A 19842-nucleotide genomic window follows, 5' to 3' on the forward strand; every position below is an offset into this window, starting at 1 on the left:
TTTTAGGTTTTTATAACTAACGATAAAATGATGAAATATTACAAAAAATTGGTGTCAGCTGGATTATCTGGTAGATTAAAATCATAAATTTCCCGATTTACAGCGTTTTTCTGTAGCCTTGAAAAAGGTATCCATCATCTGTCATGCAATCAAAGCCCTCGTAATCTATTACCGAACCACCTTTTATCTTATGGAGAATCTTGTTACTTCAGTGCTTGAGCAAACGATTGAACCCTATCATTTACCTTATCAGCTTCAACAGATGGAAAATGGATCGTCATCGAATTTGAAAAGTAGATTAGAACAACTAGAAAAACGAATTATTAATGAGGCGATTGCCAACAATTCATCGCTGCGCCAGGCCGCCAAATCACTAGGAATTGACCACTCCACATTAGTAAAAAAGCTGCAGAGGTGGAAGCGCGACCTGTAATGCATTAGTGGCTTCTTTAATCTATACTTGTAACTAACCAGATAATAAGGTGCTTAATGGCATAGGTAACAGGACTACTTTTTTTCCTTATCGAACAAAAACGGATAAGTCCAATGACTTAGGGGAGACGTGGTTATCTGTCCATTTAATGTCGAAGCGACATCTACGGAATGACTGAAAGGATGCTTTTTTATCTAAATTATAAAAATCCTTAAAAATAAAGAAGAGCACATATTAGTCATCCATAATATGTGCTCTTCTTTTATTCAATTAAGGCGCCCATTAATTGAAGATCGTCCCTCGTATTTAGCACCAACTTCTATTTAATAGAAATCGGCACTTCGGTTATTCGCTATAAGTTTAGCGTGACGCTTTTGGCGGTTGGCACACGTCACATTTACGTTGGTTATTATTTTTAAATTTCGTAAATGTTTTTTCAAAATTGCTACCACAAGCACATTTAAATAGTAACTTTTGAGAAAAACCGAGATATTCCGTCGTTAGCAACTTACTTTCCGAATTGTTCTCAACAAATTCTTTAATTTTACCGATTGTCCATCGTTTATTCATTCTCTAACACCTCTATATTTTATCGCTACATGGAGGCTTTTTTTGGCATCCATTCAATTATGAGCAAAAGTCTTAATTATTCTAAGTTACTCATTATAACATGAGCTGGAACACAATTAAACAGATAAACTATACTCTCTGATTACGCTTTTGAGTATGGGATAAAATCATTCTGAGATTCTTCTTGGTGATGAATGCTTTTTAACCATTCCTATGAACCTAATACAATTTATGAGATTAATTTTAAAAAATGGAGAAAAGGAATTTGCTGATTGGTTACCTACTCTTTACCACGGGACTTCGTTCAAGTGAACATTTAAGTTTAAATTGGGGAAGTTTTCGATATAACCGAAAATTGTGAAGTTTAGTCTTAAATAAAATTATAAAAATTCCACTTAGTAAATTAATCCTCTTCCTAACCTATTGCTACAGCTAGGGACAATTATTTCAAAAATTTTGCTATTTTTGCAATCTATAATTCCCGACAATATGGCCCGATAAAGAAAGACGCCTTCTTATTTAAGAATGGCGCCCTATAATGGAATAACTGAGTAGCTCATGATAACTATTTTAGTTTAAGTACTTTTACAATCACTTAGTTCAGGATAGATACTTTTTAGATGCTGATTCCCACGCTACAAAGAATTCTTCTACTGTTGAATATCTGTCTTTTTTATCTATTTCAACTGCTTTCATTGCTCTTCGTAAAGCTTTTGACCTACATCTCACTTTTTAAAATATCGGTCAAGTTCTCCAACCAACAATCCAAAAGCGATTGCACCTATATTAAATACGTTAGTTTTTTCATTTATTCAGCATCCATTCAAACTACTTCTGGCGACATAAATCTTGATGATCCCCATAGTCTTCTCTAGATGATGAAATTTCCGTGTGAAAGTCATTCAAAAATCTTTTTATCCTTCAAAATTTGAAGGGTAATCTGCTTTGCCTTGCTGCTGCTCACCAGATTGTCCGCCTCAATATTCATGGCAAAAATATAAGCGTTTCCGTCCTTTTCAACGTAACCGATGAAATTTCCGTTGACCGGAATCCCGTTAATCACTCCATCCTTCCATCCTGTACCCGTTTTTCCAGACAGCAATGCACCATCTTTCTGATCCAATACGAGTATTTTCTTCACAATGTCGATGTTTCGGTGTGAGAACGGCAGTTGGTAGGTGTAAAACCGTTTTAAGAAATCCACTTGCTATATTGGTGAGATTTCTAATGAACTTTGCAGCCAGAAATGGGTTAATCCTCCCGAAATATCCTCATTTCCGTAGTGGATCCGGTGCAAAAAATACTGCTCACGATTTTCCCCCAACCGGCTAGACACTTCTTGGAAATACCAGATCGTCGAATTTTGAATCGCTTGGGTCAAAGTCTGATCCTGATTCCATTGAGGAAATGGATATTCAGTTCCATCCCATTGAAACGTCGTGTTTTCATCTTCCAACACTCCCGTTTGCAATCCAAACAAAGCATGAGGTACTTTAAAAGTGGAATTGGGTGAAAGCCGCTTTTCACTCTTGGCTTTGTTGTAAATTGTATACTGTTTATGCTCGAGATCATAGCTAAAACCGGTAAAATACGAACTTAGATCTTCGTAGACGACATTATGTTTTTTTACGAATACATCGTTCTTCTCCGCATAACTTTTACTGTTGAAAGTTAGAAGAATTGTAGCCACAAAAGTTATTACGACTAAGTATGCCAATATTCTTCTCCATCCCATTGTCATTCTCCTTTAGCGTACATTTTTATTATGTTTTTTTCGGGTGTGGTTACCAACTTAAATCCGATTAACCTCTCAAACTTCTATTTCTCTTTTCTTACTAAATAGCCCAACAAAAAAGACAACATACTAATAGATAAAATCAAAAATTCATATGTGCTTCCTAATTCTTCCCCCTTTCATTTTTAGCCTAATCCTCTAACAATGACTTAATTCAACTGACACTACTAATTATTTCAAATCTTCCAAATTTACACAATTACTTATTGTTAAATGGCCCGATTGCTGAACAAAGTTTAAAATGTACACATTTAGTATTTATTACAAAACTCGTAAGTTTTTTACACTACAAAAATATCAGTTTTTTCGCTTTTTTTCTATTTTGATTTCCATCTAAAAGTTAGTCTATAAAAAATGTACAGAAAGTTATATATCTTTTGACGGGAATGGTCAAAAATGAGTGAACTTGTTGGATACGCAAGGGTAAGTACCTTAGATTAGGATTATTCCTTACAAGTTAAACAATTAGAAAAGTATGGATGCACTAAGATTTTTTACGATAAGAAAAGTGGCAAAAACACTGGAAGGCCCGAACTGAACAAAGTCATGGAGTATTTAAGAGCAGGAGACAAATTAGTTGTTTATAAGATTGACCGTTTGGCCAGATCAACAAGAGACTTACATAATATTGTTCATGAATTACAAGAGAAAAATATCGGTGTTGTATTCATCAAAGAACAGATCGACTTTTCAACTCCGGCTGAAAAGCTCATGTTTACCATGCTGGGGGCTATTGCTGAATTCGAGCGCGATCTCATCAATGAACGGACCAAAGAAGGGAGAGAACGGGCGAAAGCACAAGGGAAACACTTAGGAAGAAAAGGACAGGACACAAAGGAAATCAAAAGTGCATTAAAAATGTTTGCAAAACGGGAGAAAAATGGATTAAGTGTAAATGACATTTCTAAACAAACAGGGGTACCTGGGAAAGGACTATAGGAACACTCGCACTAGGTCAGCAATTTAAAATGGATGAACAACAATTTGACAGTAGTAAAGATGATGGTAGTTATGCACGATTTTATTGTACAGTTTCCAATGAAACATTCTAAATAGGGGAAGTTATTCCCCTATTTTTATTTTCTTAAATAAATTTTCAGCCACTTTTTCCTAACTGACCCACTCTACAAAGGACGGTATTCTTAACAGTCCCTTTTCCGTAAGATTCCTGTATTTAACTTTTACTTTCATCTTTGGATCTAGATAAACGAATTTATCATTTTCTTCTATAATAAAGTCCTTATATTGTTTGTAAAATTCTTTACGATTTGGAGTAGGAATAAACTCTATTAACCCTGCGTATTTGCCATTTTCAAAATTCAGCAGTAATCCAAACTCGTCTTTCCGTAACCCTGAAACATAAACATCTTCATACTGATAATTTATAACCTTCATCCAATCACTTGAACGTTTATTGATTTGGTACTTAGAGTTTGCCTTCTTTTGAACTATTCCCTCAAGTTGGTGCTGCTTTATTAATTCAAAATACTGTTCAGCATTGCCTTCTATCCACTGGACTTTATTTAGTAATTTACTATCTTCCGGAATAATCTTTTTAAGCATTTCCTTACGTTCAATTAATGGTAAGTTGGTTATCTTAGCCCCATTAAAATATATAATATCGAAAACACTGTAAGAAATTTCAAGACATAAATCGTTCCATTACAGCTTCAAAGTCTGGTTTCCCTTGATTGTCAGTAACTATTATCTCTCCATCTAAGATAGTACCATCTGGAATAGGAAGGTTTATCAATTCAGGAAATTTAGATGTAATTTTATTATTATGACGAGTATAGATTTTTACTTTATTATCAAACTTAGTCCAAATGGTACGAAATCCATCAAGCTTTAATTCAGTTATATAATTATCATCGTCAAATGGATGATCTATTTTTTGTAAAAGCATTGGTGAAACAAACATTTAAAACACCTCATGATAAATTGTACCATGAGAACTTTTCAAAATTTGGTGGTAATTAAATGTAAAATAATTACCATTTAATTAAATAATAAGATGTGAACTCCATCCTTAACGCTAAATTGAGGTTTGGGCAGTTAAGGATGGAATTTTTAAAGTAGGCACCAAGGCATTGAGGAACCTCAGTTAAAAACAATATGGACATTTTTTCCAAAAATATACATTTACAAAATAGGCTAAAATCCAATATTAACAAGACCTTCAACCAGTATGTACCATCTATACATTTATTTGTTCTTCGCCAGGAGAGATCCTGGCATTTTTATTTTGTAATTTAGTTCATTTCAACATTTGTACCTTTTAAGGTTTAACATTTAAAATATTTAAGGTAAAATGGATATTCTAAAATTTTCCAATATCACATAAGATAAAGGTGTAGGACGAAGAGGGTCACCTTCCCGCTTAAAGCGTCATTTTTTTGACGCTTTTTTATTTTAATTACTTCCGCTAATCATCAAATATTCTGCACCTGTTCTCTGTTAGGTTAGGACGGCTTGGATATCTGCATGGTTTTTGCGATTTACCTGTTTATCCCCCAAATAAAAAAAGCACCCACATATTGGATGCTCAACACATTTTATACACCTGGCTTTGGTTCTGCATATTTTATTGGAAAGCCACCTGGTCTTGGTTCTGCATAACTCATGGGATAACCACCTGGCTTAGTACCTGTCATTCCCACGGGTGGGTCACCTAAATGATAACCACCATTCTTAAAAACTATTTTACAGAAATACTACCAAGTGATAAATATTTGATATCGAGATATTCCTCGATTCCATATTATTTTTGAATGTAACATTTTTTTGATTAAATGACTCTCATGGATTTTTTAATTTATATAATGCCGGGGCGAATCCCCCAGTATCGTTTTATGCATCTTTTCTCTTATAAAGTTCAGCATTAAAAATCTCAGCATGTTCATTAGTTAAACGAATATAATTAACACCATTCTCAAATTTTGTTTTAACATATCCCTTTTTTTCCAACCGGTAAACTGAGGATTTTAATTTAGTCCAACCCTCTTTATCGTGTTTTCCTATAAAGAATGACTCACGGCTATATTCAATCCAATCATCCTCAAGCTCCTCTGTTGCATACTTGTTAATGAGGTGACCAATAACCATACAGTAATAGATATTTATTTTATTAAAATTTTCTAGATAGAGTGGTATTAATACGCCTTTTTTGGAGTCCGTATTATCACAATCTAAATATAGCTTTTTAGCTTTTTCAGTTAATGACACTTCACCCTTATATTCACTGGTGTTTTCCTTTATACTTTTAATGTCCGGAAGCACCACCTTACACATTTGACATAGCTCATCATCCTGATAATCTGAAATATCCTTTACATAGATACTTTTTATTGCCGTTTCCGGATCTTTATTTCGTGCTCTAGTACAATATGGTTGATTAATAGTATTAGGAACAATATGAAGCTTCTGACCTTTCCCAAATTGTACTAGTTTAAAGCTAGTAGGTACGGATTCGGCTAATTCCTTGTAAGTAATTTTGCTCATGTTGATATGCCTCCTCATAATTGAGCCGAGGATTAGACCCCGGTATTATTTTTCAACTTGTAATGGCCCTTTCAAACCATTCCATTGCATTAGAAGGGAATTTTTCCTCTTTCAAATACGCAACATCTTCATTAGTTAATTTATAATGATTGGATTTGCTTCAACCAATCTATTAGAAAACTGAGCCTTTAAAAATTTGTGATAAAACTTCATTGTGTCGTAAGTTTCCAATGTATGAACAATTCGAACAGTATCACCATATTCAAATTTTACATTTTCAATTTTTTGTTGTAATAACAAGGAAGTTGTATAAGTAAATTTGTGCGTACCGTTTGAAAATTGCAGCAACAAAATGAAACCGTGTTTCGGAATTTCACGCTGCTTCTTTTCTTCTTCTCTTTCTTTTCGCCTATCAGCATTTAATTGTCGTCAGTTCTTTACTTGGGATTTCCTCCTGGAACTTTTCTAATGGATCTTCAAACTTGTCGAATTTAACGCTAGGATTAAACCCATTATTAATATTAACATTAGTATTTGATTCATCAGCGTTGGCCTTACAGTCTGATGTCCTCGATCTAAACGTACTGTGCTTGACTAAAAATTTCCTCGGTTCCAAGTCTTCACTTTTTATCTCCTATTTTATTATCCTGCCTAATCCTCCTTCCTTTCTAACCGTTTGGTGGTAGCACTTGAATTATTTATCATATATTGTCCGAGCGTACATATTATTATAATGTGAATTTAACACATATTGAAATTAAAATTTTAATGAAAGAAACAGGCACAGTAAAAAAATTGATCAAAGTGGATACTTTTTCATAAATTAGATTTAGATTTCAATTTTTGTAAAAAAGTTTATTCGTTTCCTATCTAAATTACTCCACAATCGCACCTTTTAATTGAATAACAACGGACTATATTTTATTGAAATCATGGTCAACAAAGATCTTCATTTTATCTGTATAAGGACGCTAAGTTTCCATGTTTGTAATTTTGCCGAAAAGTACTGCATCATAATACTTATTCTCTATAAAATAGTAGTCCTTTTATCTTCCTTCTAACTCATATCTATTCTTTTCAAGTATCCGTGCAGAGCCAATATTGGCATGAACTAAATTATTACACTTGGTTTTAGTAATCTTTCTTGTGATGAAATTGAACTTGGTGTTACTTTATTGAAAAAGGCCTGGTTATAAAAACACCCCGTAACAATTACGGGGCAATTCATTTCAATAGAATATAATACCTACCTTCAAAATGAAAAGTAACCCTTTCACAAGTGATTATTCGTGACTCCCACATCTAGTTGAGACAAAATAGAAAATATGGAAAGGTTATTATCTGAAAGCATGGACACTAAAGTCCTTTTAGAAAATACAACATTGAAAAACGGGTTTTTTTATATCTCTCGTTGGATTGGTAACAAAAATCGATTCTTTAAGTAAGAAAAATGCTCTCAAACATCGAGAGCATTTTTTTCAGTCTAATTAATCATGTGTTTTTTCAAAATTAAAATCAAATTCACATTCTTCTAGTCTAACTACCTTTGTCTTCTTGATAAACTTAAATCCAAACCACAAGAGAAGGAAAAGCGGTATTCCTAAATAAGCGGCAATGACACTGCCCCAATCAATTTTGTTGCCAAGGAATGCTTGATAGTTTTGGGCTAATGTAACAATTAAACAAATAGATATCGCGAAAATGGGGCCAAATGGGTATAATTTTGCGCGATATGGAAGTTGACGGAGCGAATAGCCCTGGGCTAGATAAGCCTTACGGAATCGATAGTGACTTACAGAAATACCTAACCAGAAAATAAAACCGGTGATGCCGATCGAATTCATTAACCAAACATAAACAATACCGTCACCAAAGATGGAAGATAAGAAAGCAAGCATTCCAATTGCAGTCGTTAAAATAATGGCCGCGAACGGTACCCCGCGCTTATTAAGCTTTGCAAAAATGCGTGGAGCTTGTCCTTCTTTTGCCATTGCGTATAACATACGAGTGGATGCATAAAGACTTGAATTACCTGCAGACAAAACGGCAGTCAAAATAACCGCATTCATGAGTGATGCTGCAAACGCAAGACCAGCCTTTTTAAATACAAGTGTGAATGGACTCACCATTACATCATCACTTTGTAAATTCGGGTTTGTATAAGGGATAATAAGACCAACAACAAGGATGGCTAGTACATAAAAAATGAGGATACGCCAGAAAACACTATTAATGGCTTTTGGTATGTTTTTCGCTGGATCTTCACTTTCACCTGCAGCAACACCGACAATTTCTGTTCCTTGAAACGAAAAGCCGGCCGCAATGAAAATAAGAAAGGTACCTAGAAAACCTCCGCTAAACGGGGCTTTATCAACTGTAAAGTTTTTAAATCCGATGACTTCTCCACCCATTATTCCAAAAATCATCAATAAGCCGATGACGATAAAAATCACAATGGCGGAAACTTTAATGAAGGAAAACCAATATTCCCCTTCACCATATCCCTTAACGGATAAATAGTTTAATAGAAAAATAAGGGCTAAAAATGAGAAACTCCATAGTAATGATGGACTATTCGGAAACCAGAATTTCATAATCATGGTAGAAGCTGTTAATTCCGCTGCAATCGTCATGGCCCAGTTAAACCAGTATGTCCACCCTAACGCAAATCCAAATGCAGGATCTACAAACTTCGTTCCATAGGAACTAAACGCACCGCTTGTTGGCATAAAAGCAGATAGTTCGCCTAAGCTCGTCATAACAAAATATACCATCAATCCAACAAATGCATAGGCAAATAATGCACCACCCGGCCCAGCTGCGTGAATCGCAGAACCGCTTCCTAAAAACAAGCCTGTACCAATCGCTCCACCAATCGAAATCATTGTTAAATGCCGGGCTTTCAAACCGCGATTTAACTTCGGCTCTTCATTTCCTGAGTGTTGGGAAACTATCACTTTTTCTTCCCTTAATCCCATTCTCACATCAGTCCTCCTCTTTATTTTTTAGTACTTACAATATAACCAGTTGTCTAACGTAAGTAAGTACCAATAAGTCCTTTAAATTATCATTCTTTTCCGAAAATTCAATTGATAATAAAGCACTTATTCAAAATTTTATATTGCAATTTTTATGCCAAAATCTCTAGTAAAAAATCCTTTACTAACAGCTACCTTTGTCAAAATTTCTTTATTTTAGTGCAAAAATATTTTTAATTTTATAATTCATTTTGCATGTAGGTGCAAAATCCCCATAAGGTTTAATTAAATCTTTTACTGCTTTTTCATCTTCTGATAAAACTGAGAATCAGTCATGCAGAGTAAATGCATAGGCGATAATCTTTTTAGGTAATATGAAAATAATTGTTAATTATCAACTATTTCCATCTTTCAACGGTAATAGATTTATATAGTATTTTTTTACAAATATTTTTCATAATTTTATAAAATTTAAATAAATTAAGTGTTACTAAATTAAAAAGAATGTCCAATAATAAGTTGAATATACACCTTCATTTGCTCAATCTAGAAATATGTTTATTAAGTTTGTATTACATACCATAAATAAAGAGATCCCAACTCCAAGGAAATCTCAATGTATCTAAGCAATGGAAAACGGTAATATAGACACCAAATTTTGTCCAACAGCTGCCCAGGGTGCACTTCCTAGGTTAGCTATTATCATAAAGCTATTTCCTATAGCATTTAACGTAATAGAACAAACAAACCATAATAAGTTTACAGGTAGACTTCTCATAATTACCCCCAATTTTTCCCGACATCTTATATTGTATCTTCAAAAGCCCCTCTCGATGATTAAAGTGTACCCATTGTAAAGGACATTTTAAAAAAGGTTATGCCATATTGAGAAGATAATTTCTGTATTCAACAGGGGTCATTTTCTTTAAATTCCATTGATATCTAAAATTGTTATAGTAGATCATATAACGCCTTATTTCTTTTTTTGTTCTTCTAAAGCATTACACTGGTTTATAAATGCCTCATCCTTAAAATGGCCAAAAAAAGACTCTTGTGGAGCGTTATCCCAACATTTCCCTCAAATTGTGGCTTAAGCCCACAATAAACTAAAAGTAGCAGGCATCCGCCAGTTACTTTCAGAAAAAAATTATAAAAATACAAAAGCAAGTGGAGAAATACGATCCGTTTTTCTTCACTTGCTTTATTTTAGAAATTGTCGGACAGCCCCTTTTCCTTTTTATGAAGCTGGTTCAACCTTTGTTGCTTTATAGCTTGAGCCATCCCATTGGAGATACACACGATATTTTTGCGTGCCATTTCCTTTTGCTGATACAATCCCAACTGAGCCGCCTGGGTTGCTTTTGTCGCTCCCTAACCACCATACAGTTATATTGCTTTGATTTATTCCAATAGCAGAAGAGATTGTCTGCAGCATCTCCTGCCAATCTTGAGAATTTGGATCATAGCTTGTAACATGCTCGTTATTCTGGTTCGGAGAATCGTCAGAATTTCCTCCTTTAACGTACAGTTCATTATTCACTCTATTAACGTCACTTGGCTGCTTAAAGCTGGTTGAGTCTGTTCCAAACGCTTGCATCATGTCCTTAAACATTAGTTGCGAGATTTTGGTAGTATCTCCAAGCATATAGTTGCCTGGACCGTTATTCACATACCCAGTCCATACAGCCATCGTGTATTGTGGGGTATAACCCGCAAACCAACTGTCATTTACTGCGTTGGATGGATATCCAAATTGAGCACTGGTCTTATGGTCAAAATTGGTTGTACCTGTTTTCCCAGCAACATCCAATCCTGGGACATTTGCCGTTTTTCCAGTCCCATCGTTTACGACTGTACGTAACATATCTGTTACCATATAGGCTGTGTAATCATGCATAACACGGTTTGGCTGTGGCGTAAAGCTCATAACTTTGCCATCAGGAAAGACTACTTTTTGGACAAAATGCGGTTGATTGTATACTCCTTCATTTCCAAAAGCACTGTATGCCCCTGCCATTTCTAAAGGATTAACTGTATTACTTCCAATCGCGTAGGATTCGTACACTTGGTTGTTATTAAAAGGAATACCGAGGTTTTCTGCAAAATTCTTTGCCTTATCCATGCTAACCTCACGAAGAGTAAGAAGCGCAGGGATATTATAAGAATATTGTAGTGCCTTCCGTATTGACAACATCCCGTGATATTGATTATCCCAATTTGAAATAGATTGACCATTTGTATACGTTGTCGGCTGATCATTGATTTGGTGAGCAGTTGACCATTTCAAATACTCAATCGCAGGACCATAATCAAAAATCGGCTTAAACGAAGAACCTGGTTGACGTTTTATATCAATTGCAAAGTTGTTTCCTAGAAATGTTCCTTTATATTCATTTCGTCCGCTCCCTATTGCCCGGACTTCACCAGTTTTTGTATCTAACAAAACAAATGAACCTTGAAACTTAGAATTAGGATAAGCAATGATATTATTTGTGTTCATCATTTTATCCGCATAATCCTGTGCTTTTGGATCTAAAGTGGTATAAATAGATAATCCATCCGTGCTGATGTCTACACCTTTAAGTTTTCCTTCCACTTCTTTAACAGCTGCATCAAAAAATGCTTCATAAGGAATACCTTGTTGAGTGGTTTTCGGAACAAGGCCCTCCGTTACGGGTACTTTCATCGCTTCCTGCATTTGTTTCTCTGTAATATAGCCCTGTTTATGCATGGAGCTTAACACAAGATTACGTCGATTGGTGGCAGCCTCTCTATTTGCTGGTTTAGACGGATCGTAATTAGCTGGACTTTGTGGGAGCCCTCCCAGCATAGCAGCCTCCGGAAGCGTTAATTTATTTAAATTATTTGCATCAATTCCGTAGTAGGTTTTTGCAGCAGCGGCCACTCCATAGGCCCCATCTCCAAGGTAGATCTTGTTTAAATACATCGTTAAAATATCCTGTTTAGAATATTTTTTGTCCAATTGATACGCCAAGTACCATTCTCTTACCTTTCGCTTTATGGTTTTCTGTGGAGACAAAAAGGAGTTTTTAATTACCTGCTGTGTTATGGTACTACCGCCCTGAGAACCGAATTGCCCGGTTAGATTCTTGAAAATCGCTATAGCGGTCCGTTTAAAATCTATACCATCATTTTTATAAAAATTTGCGTCTTCGGTAGCAATAAATGCGTGTTCCAACACTTTTGGAACTTGAGTATACGTAATTTTCGTTCGATTTTCTTTACCGTATTCATAAATGAAATTCCCTTCTTTATCATAAAATTTTGTTGGTAGTGGATCTACTAGTTTTGAAGAATTTAATTTAGGCGCATCTTTAATCATAGTAGCGAAGGTAATGGCAACTACTCCTGACGAAACAAATCCCAGCACCAGACAGGAAATTAACACTTTTTTCAACAAGGATGCTTTTTTTGGCGTTTTATTACTTTCTTTTTGATTTTGTCTTATTTTTACAGCTTGTTTTCGTTCCTGACGAGAACGATACGTTTCTTCTGACATTAATCTTCTCTCCTATGTGTAAGTTACTAAAAGTTGATATAAAAAGAAGTAGTTATCACTACCTTATCTCTGACTGATGAGAGACTGATTTTAGTCCATTACTTTTCATGTAAAATCCGTCTATAACGAATTAAATTAGTAAAAATCTAATCATCCCTTTACGTCTTTCGAAATAAGGTATTTACGCTGTTCAATCTTTTCTATTATTTCTTGCATAGCCTGTTCCTTTTTAACATCTAGCTCTATCATTATTTCCTCTCATTTAAATCCTTCTATAAAGAAGAACAAATAACAAAATCCTTCAAACTAACTCTTCCCTATTCTCCTACTCTATCTGAGTGTCTAAAGTTGAAATGAACGTCTACAAATGCTAACGGCTGAACGTTACAATTATTATTTCATAAACAAGCATTTATAGTTTTGTTTTGCTTTTCATAGACATTATACATAAAAATGAGTAGAAATAATTTTTCCGTATCTTTACATATTTGAGTCAATTTCATATTATTTTATTGTAATTTTTTATAAAGGCTCAATTTTCATTATAAAAAAGCCCTTTAGAGAAATGTGTTGGCTCGATTATCTTAATGATTTTTCTGAAACCGATGAAATGAATACAAGCGTAAAGGTTTATTTTTATTTTTTGGATTTGATTGTATTGTGTATGGTTGGATTTGTTCCAAGCAGAATGATGTAGATATTTAATTTTCACTTCACTCTTATTGTGACTTCCTTATCAACAATTGGAATGGCTATTTTTAGCTTCAAATACTCTAAATTTTGTACCATATATTCAAATACCTAATAGAAAAAGAGTTGACTCCTTTAAAGAACTGAGTGGCACATTACAGAGAAAATGGTGAAGCTGGTTTAATTTCCAACTATACAAATTATGATATTGAATTTAAAATGGACGTACTAAATTATATGAACGAATTTAGAGCGTCCATAACACAAGCCGCAGCTGTGTATAATATTTCTTCACCTTCAACGATTCTTCAATTGCAGAGGCAGGTTGAAAGATTGGGTGCGGACGCTCTACTACCAAAGAAAAAGGGGCGTCCACCCATGAAAAAGGTAACTAAAAAATCAGTACCTGTAGAGAGGGATCATACGAAGCTTTACAAGCTGAAAATGAGCGTTTACGCATGGAGAATGCCTATTTAAAAAAGTTACAAGCCTTGATTCAAGAAAAGGAAAAATCACCGAACAAGAAAAAGCGCAAATAATATATGAATTAAGGCACGAATTTAAGGTGATAGAGTTAGTTAAGATCGCTGGGATTCCACGTAGTACCTATTACTATTGGGTAAAGCAAATGGACCGCCCAGATAAATACAAGGAAATGAAAGAGTTAATTAAGGAGATTTTTGAGGAACACCAAGGGCGTTACGGTTACCGTCGTATCACATTACAGCTACGCAACATGGGGATTATTATCAATAATAAAACTGTTCGTCGTTTAATGAATGAGATGGGCCTAAGATGTTTGGTACGAATGAAAAAATATAAATCTTATCGTGGACAAGTCGGTAAAATTGCACCTAACATTTTAGACCGTGATTTCCATGCCTCAAAACCGAATGAAAAGTGGGTAACAGATGTAACTGAATTCCACTTATTTGGTGAAAAGTTGTATTTTTCGCCAGTTCTAGATTTATATAACGGAGAAATTATAGCGTACAACATGGAGAGTCGTCCCGTATACCCACTTGTTTCTAAGATGTTGGACAAAGCCTTTGGATGCTTAAACGAAGGGGACGCCCCCCTCCTCCATTCTGATCAAGGCTGACATTATCAGATGAAGCAGTATCAATTTGCGCTAAAAGAAAATGGAATCATTCAAAGTATGTCCCGTAAGGGGAATTGCTTAGACAACGCAGTCATTGAGAACTTCTTTGGCTTATAAAGTCTGAATTGCTTTATTTAAAGGAGTTTGAGAGTATGGAGCAATTTAAAGTAGAGTTAGAGAAATACATCTACTACTATAACCACAAAAGGATTAAGGCAAAGTTAAAGGGCATGAGTCCAGTACAATACCGAACTCATGCCCCTGTAGCTGCCTAAATCCCGTGTCTAACTTTTTGGGTTCAGATCAAATTTGGCCTTTTTTTATTCTAACTTCTTTGCAAATATTCCTTTTCCAGAACTAACATACCCTTTGTTTAACAATCCCCCCCAAGATTTCTGATGCTGAAAAAAATTTTTTGATCGATTTTACTATTTCTGACGTCTAATTTTATAGAAATGTACCCTACCTTTCCAACTCGTCACACATTCTAAGATTTGTTGTCCATGTGTGCATTACTCCAGGCAAGTGTCGATCCACTTCATACTGGTCAAAAAATACCCTAGTACTCATCATGAATTCAACCGTATCCATCTAACACATCAAAATCCTCCGCTCTTAATGTATTTAGATTAAAAGATTTCTTGTGCAGATAAGAATAGAATTTGGAACCAAATAAGATTTCCGGTCGAAGATATTTGTACATTCGGGAATCATAGAGCCACTCAGTGGACTTTAAATCAATAACCTTTTTAAAATCCTCCACTGTGAACCCTTCCCTCATTCTTGTCTGAATGATGACCCTTGTTTTTTGTAAGCTTGGTTCGTAAGCTGCGTTTGTCTTTTCATTTAGGTAGCTGATAATTTCGGTAACGGGTGAAGTTTTCTGTGGAGTCATTTCTGATGTGTTTCCCGGTTCAGTTTGGTCTATTTCGATTTCAGCCTCGTGTATCTTAGGCTCAGGAGATGTTAATTCTAATGTTTCCAATCGCTCATAATCGATGGTGTACCACTTGGTTTGATCCATTTTGCTTCGATCCCAGTTCTCTGAGAGGAGAAGTCCTTGGTCTTCCAATGAACGAATCGTTCGTTTAATGGTGCTTAACGACCAAAAAGAAAACTGCTGATTCCACTGTTGGTAGGTGTTATAAATCCAGGTCTTTCCTTCAATCACATGAGAACTTTTTTGAATCCAATAATGAATCTGCTGCAGGATGATTGCTTCATTTAACCCAATTTTCTTTGCCAGTGATGGCAGCACTATCATGGGGCTTTCGTTCAGTAATAAACTGCTCATTGCTTTTTCCTCCTTTTGTTCCTCTTCCCGAGAGAGTCTCTGATGAATACTTCCTCGATTGGTTCACTAACCTTACACAAGCTATATATAGAAAAAGGAGCAAAATGGACATGGTGAATAAAAAGGTTTTTTAGCGTACGGAGAAGTTGTGAACAAATGTCAGGAGATTTGAATTGATCTTAAAAATGGGGTTTGGGAGTTTTTTAGGTTGGAACAACGACAACGTGAGTTTTTTTCTGTTGTTGTTGTCTTTGAGTAATCTCTGAAGTAATCTCTGGTATTGCTTGGTTCAGGCTTGTTCCTTCCAAAGGGTCAGGATGGAATGTCAGAGGATTCAATTTGAAACCATGATGAGTTCATGCTGAGTTGAAGGAAAACTCATTTCGGTTTTTCAAGTAAGTGTCTGGCCACCAGACTTTATCGTACATGGTTTCCCCCTCCTCTCCTTGCTTTACAAAAATCCAATACCGGGTAAATGGACAAATAAAAAAGATGAAACCATAATGATTTCACCTTAGCGTCCTTCCATTACTCCGACTTTAAAAGGATGCAATTCCACATCCATGACACCGGTTTGAACAGCAGGGTCTTTTTCAAACATTTTTTGTGCTTCTTCCGCAGATTCCGCATTATAGATAATGATCCCATAAGCCCCGTCTAAACATGGGCCAGACAAAACCACTTTCCCTTCCGCGTACATCTGCCTAACGTATTCAAAGTGTTTTCCCATTATTGCCTTTTCCTCAGGAGTTATTGTTGCTAGCCAATTCTCCCGTTTTGCCTTGCCAATCGCCAAGAACTCAAGTTGTTCCATTTTCAAACACTCCTCAGTTGTCCTTTAATCAACCTATTTTTCCACAATAAATGGAATGGATACCTTATAAAATTGATTTAGTTCAGACTGAAATAAACAATCTTATTCTTATCCGCCAATTAAATCAAATTTATTCACATAATAATACATAAAAGAAATTTGAGAAATATTTTCTTTAAACTAAAAAACCCTACTCATTTTAAATAACATTTTCTTTTTCATCACCTTGGTGAGAAACCACCACCAGGATAAGTTTTATATATAACAATTCAATTTATAAAAACATGATAGAATAAAGTTCAGGAGGTGAAATATGGTAACTGGAGATTCTAAAAAATGGTATGAAAGAGAGCGTTGGACAAAGGAACGGAATGTTTTTTTGGCTAAAATCATCATTCCCCTCATTCTCTTAATTTTTTCTTTCGTTGTAAAGAAAAGTTGGGGAAGTCAAATTCTATCCTTTACACAGGAAAATAAATGGTTGATCCTTGTAGGTGTCGCTCTTATTATCATCTACACAAGTTGGACTTTCCCTAAGTTCTTTAAAAAGCATAATCAAAATTTGAGAAGAACATGGTACTTCTTTTTTATTGTAGGGATGATCTTGCTGCTGAATCAGTCAGGTTTTGATGTGAAAGAGTGGCAACGATACACGTTTTTAGCGGGCATGTTTATATTTGTAGACTTAGCGTTATTTCTTACACCGTCTATTAAAAAAATAGGCGGAGCCGAAATGGAACCGATTACTGAGGTGGAAAGTATCAATGAAGAAATGCACAAGGTTATTACGCAAACGCAAAACAGAAACTTGCAGTTCACTTCTATTTTAGACAGTGTGAAAAAATCTTCTTTTGGTACTCAAGAATGGCAAGATGCGGAATCATATCGTGATAGTTTAGAAGATTTTCTTATGGCCTACGGAGAAACTTGTAGGCAGGAACTTACCGTATTTGTTAAGCAAGATGATGGAGCATTTAAACAAGAGATAGGTACGATCATCGGTGTTAATTTAACGGAAGACCAAATGAAATTTCTAAATGAGAAAAAGGTCGTTCATATTGATAAATTCACGATATTAGTACCTTACTTAAAACATACATATCCAGTTGTTATCGCAATTGTATCAGAGATCGACATATTAGATATAGATATTGATCATATCATTAATTTGTCAGTAATACATACTTGGGTTGAAAAAGCGCAACCGCAACAACCACATTGGCAAAACCAATTATAGAAAATAGAGTGTAAACCTGATAGAATTAGGGTAATAGATAGGAAAGGAGTGGATAAAATGCCAGAGCGTGGAGCAGAAGCAGTTGTTTCAAGGAGACGCAAAGGTAGAGCAAGATCCCCTTTCTTAATGGAAAGGACGGCTCAAACAGTTCCACAAACTTCTCCTTCGTTGTATACAAGAGATTTGTTTGAGAGAAGCAACAAAGCGGTAGAGCGATTAAGAGATAGCCGTTATGGTGAAGCGAAGCGATAAGACAGGAGATTTCTCCTGTCTTTTTTGTTTAAAGCTCTCATATTGTGACCATACAGACAATATAGATATATTAAGAATCTGTTTGGGAGATGATGTAATGGGAGAGAGAAAAAAGAAAAGCCCTTTTTTGGACAAACCATCAGGAACCTTACCTAAAAGGGATTTGAAAGATAGTCAATTACTAAAAATGAATGAAAAAATCAAAGAGAATATTGATAAAATAAAGAAAAGCAGATAGTCTATACAATCCTATCTCCACCTCCAGAAATGACAATGATCGGTAAACAAACCAAAGATACAAACTGATTGTACTAATTAATTGAGTAATTTTATTGAGTGAAATCCTCCTGTTACACTTACTTGAATTTGATCCCCAATAAAATCAATGTTTGATATTACTTGGTTCAGGCTTGTTCCTTCCAAGGGTCAAGATGGTATGTCACATGATTCAGATTGAAAAACATGTTGAGTTCATCCTGAATAAGTGGGAAGGTCATTTTGTTTTTTTACAGTAAGTGCCTGTCCCTAGCCTTCAGAGTACATACGTTCCCCTCTTCCTCTTCCTGTACGAACAAAATCCACTATTGGGTTAATAGACAAATAAAAAAGATGAAACCATCACGATTTCACCTTAGCGACCTTACATTACTCCGACTTTAAAGGGATGTAATTTCACATCCATGATACCTGTTTGAACAGCAGGATCGTTTTCAAACATTTTTTGTGCGTCTTCCGCAGATTCCACTTATAGATAACGATCCCATAAGGCCTGTCTAAACATGGTGTCAAGTGGCGGTATTAGTATAGAGTTTTGGCAAAAAGTAGCCCTTCCGCTTTTAATTAACCGATTACAAAAAGTGAAAATGGATTTTCTGTAAGAAGGCAGCTCTTTTTCCAGACTGCTTTAAGTCTACAGGATACTAGACTACCTCTCTCCTATTGGCTAAAAGTTAGTCTAAAACAAAATGGACAAAATATTGTTAACCTTAGACAACAAAATAGAAAAAAAGACTGCTCTATACTTTAGAAACGGTCAATTATTCTATCCATTCTAGCTACTACTGCTACTTTCGTCATCTTCGTCTAATAAGTCACTACTGCTAACTAACACAAAGTTTTCATGTTTGATGAACATCGCTGGTTCTGATTCAGTAAGTGAAATACCATTAAGTGAAAAACCACCTGTTACACTTACTTGAATTTGATCCCCAATAAAATCAATGTCCCCGCTTACCGTTACGACTAATACTTGTTGGGGACCTGTAGGTTGATCGGGAGTGGCTGCTTCTTCAGTTGTTAACGCAAAGAACACTGGTACTGCAATCATAGCCGCTGAACGTGGAGCGAGCGTGCAAGGATTTGGAGGGTATAATGGATTCATAATTGGGGAGGGTGGGAAAACAGGGGCTGGTGGTGCCCCTGCAACAAAAGCACTATCAGTCCGGTGAACTACCGTTAATGTTCGAGTGGTTAGATTGGTGAAAGTTAAAAACATATGAGTGACTGGTCTACCACTGCATGTCTGAGTCGGAACCAAAAATGGACCTGAACGCAAAGTTGCCATTAAAACACATCCTTTCAATTCATAATTTATCAATCAATATATTAAATGTGAAAATTTATCTTTTTGATATGGACAAGTTATTTAGTCTACTT

11 protein-coding genes and 6 pseudogenes are annotated in these 19842 nt (G+C 35.3%); 7 read left to right on the forward strand and 10 right to left on the reverse strand.

Annotated elements, in window-relative coordinates:
• The first annotated feature begins 211 nt into the window (after positions 1-211).
• The gene (locus M028_RS0127580; RefSeq protein ID WP_026576732.1) at positions 212-433 is read left to right on the forward strand and encodes a helix-turn-helix domain-containing protein; all 222 of its coding nucleotides are present in this window, start codon (positions 212-214) and stop codon (positions 431-433) included.
• Between the two features lie 360 nt (positions 434-793).
• Here the strand turns inward: M028_RS0127580 and M028_RS33750 are convergent, their stop codons facing one another.
• Positions 794-1003: a hypothetical protein gene (locus tag M028_RS33750; protein WP_026576733.1), complete on the reverse strand. Its 210-nt coding sequence runs from the start codon at positions 1001-1003 to the stop codon at positions 794-796.
• 128 nt (positions 1004-1131) lie between these two features.
• Between M028_RS33750 and M028_RS34130 the strand changes: the two are divergent.
• Positions 1132-1248 (forward strand): annotated as a pseudogene (locus M028_RS34130) (SET domain-containing protein-lysine N-methyltransferase); the annotation flags it as partial.
• A 653-nt stretch (positions 1249-1901) separates the two neighbouring features.
• Here the strand turns inward: M028_RS34130 and M028_RS33755 are convergent.
• Positions 1902-2744 (reverse strand): annotated as a pseudogene (locus M028_RS33755) (penicillin-binding transpeptidase domain-containing protein).
• Between the two features lie 450 nt (positions 2745-3194).
• Between M028_RS33755 and M028_RS31205 the strand changes: the two are divergent.
• A pseudogene (locus M028_RS31205) lies at positions 3195-3737 on the forward strand (recombinase family protein).
• A gap of 171 nt (positions 3738-3908) precedes the next feature.
• Here the strand turns inward: M028_RS31205 and M028_RS31210 are convergent.
• From M028_RS31210 to M028_RS31220, 5 genes and pseudogenes are all read right to left on the reverse strand, one after another.
• Positions 3909-4719, reverse strand: a pseudogene (locus M028_RS31210) (ATP-dependent DNA ligase).
• A 929-nt stretch (positions 4720-5648) separates the two neighbouring features.
• Positions 5649-6299: a hypothetical protein gene (locus M028_RS0127610; protein WP_026576734.1), complete on the reverse strand. Its 651-nt coding sequence runs from the start codon at positions 6297-6299 to the stop codon at positions 5649-5651.
• Between the two features lie 1487 nt (positions 6300-7786).
• Positions 7787-9277, reverse strand: a complete 1491-nt coding sequence (locus tag M028_RS0127630) for an amino acid permease (protein ID WP_035424924.1) — start codon at positions 9275-9277, stop codon at positions 7787-7789.
• A gap of 875 nt (positions 9278-10152) precedes the next feature.
• A pseudogene (locus M028_RS32475) lies at positions 10153-10355 on the reverse strand (IS3 family transposase); the annotation flags it as partial.
• 159 nt (positions 10356-10514) lie between these two features.
• On the reverse strand, positions 10515-12797 hold the full coding sequence (locus M028_RS31220) for a PBP1A family penicillin-binding protein (RefSeq protein ID WP_081810914.1): 2283 nt from the start codon (positions 12795-12797) through the stop codon (positions 10515-10517).
• A gap of 837 nt (positions 12798-13634) precedes the next feature.
• On the opposite strand from M028_RS31220, the pseudogene M028_RS33760 reads away from it, so the two are divergent.
• A pseudogene (locus tag M028_RS33760) lies at positions 13635-14864 on the forward strand (IS3 family transposase); the annotation flags it as partial.
• A gap of 302 nt (positions 14865-15166) precedes the next feature.
• On the opposite strand, the gene M028_RS0127665 reads toward M028_RS33760, so the two are convergent.
• Both M028_RS0127665 and M028_RS0127670 read right to left on the reverse strand, forming a co-directional pair.
• Positions 15167-15883: a conserved phage C-terminal domain-containing protein gene (locus tag M028_RS0127665; RefSeq protein ID WP_026576740.1), complete on the reverse strand. Its 717-nt coding sequence runs from the start codon at positions 15881-15883 to the stop codon at positions 15167-15169.
• A 514-nt stretch (positions 15884-16397) separates the two neighbouring features.
• Positions 16398-16697, reverse strand: coding sequence for a YciI family protein (locus tag M028_RS0127670; RefSeq protein ID WP_051591288.1), 300 nt, complete (start codon positions 16695-16697; stop codon positions 16398-16400).
• 313 nt (positions 16698-17010) lie between these two features.
• Between M028_RS0127670 and M028_RS31230 the strand changes: the two genes are divergently transcribed.
• The 3 genes from M028_RS31230 (at position 17011) to M028_RS33205 (ending at position 18424) form a co-directional block, all read left to right on the forward strand.
• Positions 17011-17934, forward strand: a complete 924-nt coding sequence (locus M028_RS31230) for a type II toxin-antitoxin system SpoIISA family toxin (RefSeq protein ID WP_051591289.1) — start codon at positions 17011-17013, stop codon at positions 17932-17934.
• A gap of 57 nt (positions 17935-17991) precedes the next feature.
• Positions 17992-18186 carry a hypothetical protein gene (locus M028_RS0127680; RefSeq protein WP_026576742.1) on the forward strand — a complete coding sequence of 65 codons (195 nt, stop codon included), beginning with the start codon at positions 17992-17994 and terminating at the stop codon, positions 18184-18186.
• A 97-nt stretch (positions 18187-18283) separates the two neighbouring features.
• On the forward strand, positions 18284-18424 hold the full coding sequence (locus M028_RS33205; protein ID WP_155925853.1) for a hypothetical protein: 141 nt from the start codon (positions 18284-18286) through the stop codon (positions 18422-18424).
• Between the two features lie 813 nt (positions 18425-19237).
• Here the strand turns inward: M028_RS33205 and M028_RS0127695 are convergent.
• Positions 19238-19750, reverse strand: a complete 513-nt coding sequence (locus M028_RS0127695; protein ID WP_026576743.1) for a hypothetical protein — start codon at positions 19748-19750, stop codon at positions 19238-19240.
• Positions 19751-19842 lie beyond the last annotated feature (92 nt).

Origin of the sequence: Bacillus sp. UNC438CL73TsuS30 (assembly GCF_000482325.1) — a bacterium.
GTDB lineage: Bacteria > Bacillota > Bacilli > Bacillales > Cytobacillaceae > Neobacillus.

Bases quoted from the DNA above. Each gene is read 5' to 3' on its own strand.
- M028_RS0127695 (WP_026576743.1), bottom strand. From the start codon at position 19,750: ATGGCAACTTTGCGTTCAGGTCCATTTTTGGTTCCGACTCAGACATGC.
- M028_RS31230 (WP_051591289.1), top strand. From the start codon at position 17,011: ATGGTAACTGGAGATTCTAAAAAATGGTATGAAAGAGAGCGTTGGACA.
- M028_RS33750 (WP_026576733.1), bottom strand. From the start codon at position 1,003: ATGAATAAACGATGGACAATCGGTAAAATTAAAGAATTTGTTGAGAAC.
- M028_RS0127680 (WP_026576742.1), top strand. From the start codon at position 17,992: ATGCCAGAGCGTGGAGCAGAAGCAGTTGTTTCAAGGAGACGCAAAGGT.
- M028_RS0127630 (WP_035424924.1), bottom strand. From the start codon at position 9,277: ATGGGATTAAGGGAAGAAAAAGTGATAGTTTCCCAACACTCAGGAAAT.
- M028_RS33205 (WP_155925853.1), top strand. From the start codon at position 18,284: ATGGGAGAGAGAAAAAAGAAAAGCCCTTTTTTGGACAAACCATCAGGA.
- M028_RS31220 (WP_081810914.1), bottom strand. From the start codon at position 12,797: ATGTCAGAAGAAACGTATCGTTCTCGTCAGGAACGAAAACAAGCTGTA.
- M028_RS0127610 (WP_026576734.1), bottom strand. From the start codon at position 6,299: ATGAGCAAAATTACTTACAAGGAATTAGCCGAATCCGTACCTACTAGC.
- M028_RS0127670 (WP_051591288.1), bottom strand. From the start codon at position 16,697: ATGGAACAACTTGAGTTCTTGGCGATTGGCAAGGCAAAACGGGAGAAT.
- M028_RS0127665 (WP_026576740.1), bottom strand. From the start codon at position 15,883: ATGAGCAGTTTATTACTGAACGAAAGCCCCATGATAGTGCTGCCATCA.